Annotated in this window: 4 protein-coding genes; all 4 read left to right on the top strand. The window is 63.8% G+C overall.

Annotated features, from left to right (window positions below; translation table 11 throughout):
- The coding region (locus VMR03_RS11975; protein WP_325405496.1) for a phosphotransferase family protein at nt 1-645 on the top strand (645 nt) is incomplete at its 5' end.
- Complete coding sequence (locus VMR03_RS11970; RefSeq protein ID WP_325405494.1) at nt 642-1,121, top strand: hypothetical protein; 480 nt, start codon at nt 642-644, stop codon at nt 1,119-1,121. The genes VMR03_RS11975 and VMR03_RS11970, both read left to right, overlap by 4 nt.
- A 292-nt stretch (nt 1,122-1,413) precedes the next feature.
- The gene (locus VMR03_RS11965; RefSeq protein WP_325405492.1) at nt 1,414-2,640 is read left to right on the top strand and encodes an MFS transporter; all 1,227 of its coding nucleotides are present in this window, start codon (nt 1,414-1,416) and stop codon (nt 2,638-2,640) included.
- Nucleotides 2,597-3,018: TauD/TfdA family dioxygenase (locus VMR03_RS11960; RefSeq protein ID WP_325405490.1), on the top strand; the 422-nt coding region annotated here is incomplete at its 3' end. The genes VMR03_RS11965 and VMR03_RS11960, both read left to right, overlap by 44 nt.

The following is a 3,018-nucleotide window of genomic DNA, read 5'->3' as shown; positions in this document are numbered from 1 at the left end:
AAAATCGGCCGCCAGTTCTGGACGCATCTCGGAAAGATCGCCGCCGCCGAACCGAAAGACATTGGCTTCGAGATGGAGCCGGTCGCGCCCGGCGAATGCTGGAAGCGCGAACTCGACAAGTGGGAAAAGGTCATCGACGAGGACGAGCTCTCGCCGCAGCCCATCGCCCGCGCCGCGATCCGCTGGCTCCGCCGCAATCCGCCGCCGCCGGCGCAGAAACTCTCCGTCGTGCATGGCGATTACCGCACCGGCAATTTTTTGGTCAACGGCGAGGGCGACATCAAGGCGATCCTCGACTGGGAGATGTGCCATCTCGGCGATCCGCTGGAAGACATCGCCTGGGCGGCTGATCCGCTTTGGGCCTTCGCCAATCCCGATCGCCCCGGCGGCATGATCCCGCGCGCCGAAGCCTTTCGTCTCTGGCAGGAGACGAGCGGATTGAAGATCGATCCCGTCGCCTTGCGCTGGTGGGAAATCTTCAACTCGCTGAAGGGCCTCGCGATCTGGATTTCGGCCGGCAAGGAATATCACACCGGCGCCAACCGCGACCCGATCCTCGCTTTGTCGAGCTGGTACTGCACCGACATGCATGACCGTATTCTGGCCGGACGTCTCTCGGCCCTGTCGAAGGAGGCCCGCGCATGAAGCCCGAAGTCGATACCGCCCTCGGCGGCTTCTTCGTCACGCTGATGACCGAAATCGCCCCGCAGCTCGGCGGCGAATATTCGACCGGCAGCGTCGGCCTGATCGGCATGTCGATCGCCATGGCGGCGCAGGAATATGATCGCGCCGCCGATATCCGCGTCCGCGAGAACGAAGCCATGCGCGCGCTCTTTGCGGAGGCGGCCCGCCTCGTCGAAGACGAGGCACGGGACATAAGTCTTGTCGAGGACAAGGCGTTCGCGAAACGCCTCCTCGATGCTGCGGCGACGAAGGACACCTCCTTCAAGGTCAGCGCGCTCAACGCCTCCAACGATGCGCTGAAATCCCTGCTGATTGAGCTCCACGCGGCTGTGGAAACCTCGAAGGCGTCCTGGGCCTCTGCACTGGATCGCAAGATCTGGGATCTGCTGGTCGAGGCGGCCGAGGGACGCAAGCTGGTCTTCCCGCTGGCGGGGTAGGGCGGGTTCGCCGCGGTTCTTGTCAGCTAACCCCCACCCGGCTTCGGCTAAGGCTTGGGGCAAGCCCCAAGCCAAGCCCCAAGCCAAGCCTTCGCATCCCTCCCCCTTCCCGCCAGAACCCCTCCGTATCCCGAAGCGTCCGGGCGGGAAGGGGGAGGGAGGAGCGAGCGTAGCTCGCGGAGGGTGGGGGATGGGGGGAACGAGAGACCGACGAGAAGCCAGCCCCTTGCGTGCCTTTTCGGTTCGGCTATGACTTGTCCGCCCGGATATCGGGTCTTTCAGGCCCGACATCATGCCGCTCGCGCTTCGCCTTTCGGTCTTCTACGCCTCGCTCTGTCTCTTCTCGGGCGTGCAGGTTCCTTTCTTTCCGGTCTGGCTGAAGGCGAAGGGCCTCGGCCCGGAGCAGATCTCCCTCATCATGGCGGCGACCATGTTCCTGCGCATCGCGGCGGGGCCCTGGTTCGCTTTCCTCGCCGACCGTCTCGACAATCGCCGCCGCGTCGTCATCTCGCTGGCCTGGGGATCGCTGATCGCGGTCTGCCTCTATGTCTTCACGTCCGGCTTCTGGCAGATACTCTTCGTCACGCTCATCCTGATGTCGCTCTGGCCGTCGATCACGCCGTTGATCGACACGATCGCGATGAAGGCCGCCCATAGCGAGGGCATCGACTATGGCCGCGTCCGCCTCTGGTGTTCGATCACCTTCATCGGCGCGAGCTACGGCGTCGGCTGGCTGCTCGAATGGCAGACGCCGCTTGTCATCTCCACCTGTCTCATCGGCGCCATCATCGTCAACCTGGCCGGCGCCTATCTTCTCGCGCCGGAAGTGCCGAGCGGGATTCATGCCGCGCCATCCGGCGGTCAATGGAAAGCCGCGCGCGCCATCCTGCGCCATCCGCTCTTCGTCATCGGCATTTGCCTGGCGGGGCTCATCCAGTCGACCCATGCCGTCTATTACACTTTCGGCACGTTGAACTGGCAGAAGCTCGGCTACAGCAACATGGTGATCGGCGCGCTCTGGGGCGTCGGCGTGATCGCCGAAATCATCCTCTTCGCCTTTTCGGGCCGTGTCGTCGCGCGGGTCGGCGCTGTGCAGATGATGACGCTCGGTGCGGGTGCCGCCGCCTTCCGCTGGAGCATCACGGCGTTGAGCCCGCCGCTCTGGATATTGTTTCCCCTCCAGATACTGCACGCCTTCACCTATTGCGCGGCCCATCTCGGCACCATTCATTTCCTGAGCAGGGCCGCGCCGCGCTCATTGGCGGCGACCGCGCAGAGCCTCTACGCTTCTTTCTCGGCCGGCGTTATGATGGGAGCGATGACGCTGATCGCGGGCCCGCTCTACCAGTCCTTCGGACCGAAGGCCTATTTCCTGAGTGCGGCGGTAGGCGCCATCTCGTTTTTCGGAACGCTTTATATCGGCGCGCGCTGGAACGGCGGTCCATTGATAACGATCGAAGAAGAGGGAACGGATCATGGCGATGGAAATCGTCCCCGCCACAGCGGCGCTGGGTGCTGAAGTCCGGGGGCTCGACCTGTCGAAGCCCTTGAGCGATGCCGACATCGAGGCGCTGAAGGAAGCCTGGGCCGACCACATCGTGCTGCTCTTTCGCGGCCAGAGCCTCACCGACGACGATCTCATCCGCTTCTCGCGCCATTTCGGCACTCTCGACATCGCGCCTGCGAGCGCCACGGATTATGCAGGCGCGCAGGAGAAATCGCGGCCCGAAATCTGGATCATCTCGAACGTCGTCGAGAATGGAAAGCCCATCGGCGCCCTGGGCGACAAGGAAGCCGAGTGGCACACCGACATGTCCTATGTCGAAGAGCCGCCGATGGCGAGCGTTCTCTATTCGCTGGAAATTCCGTCGAAGGGCGGCGATACGAGCTTCGCCAA

This window comes from Parvibaculum sp., from assembly GCF_035511255.1.
GTDB lineage: Bacteria > Pseudomonadota > Alphaproteobacteria > Parvibaculales > Parvibaculaceae > Parvibaculum.
This window is presented reverse-complemented; position numbering and strand designations above follow the sequence as displayed.

Bases quoted from the DNA above. Each gene is read 5' to 3' on its own strand.
- VMR03_RS11970 (WP_325405494.1), top strand. From the start codon at position 642: ATGAAGCCCGAAGTCGATACCGCCCTCGGCGGCTTCTTCGTCACGCTG.
- VMR03_RS11965 (WP_325405492.1), top strand. From the start codon at position 1,414: ATGCCGCTCGCGCTTCGCCTTTCGGTCTTCTACGCCTCGCTCTGTCTC.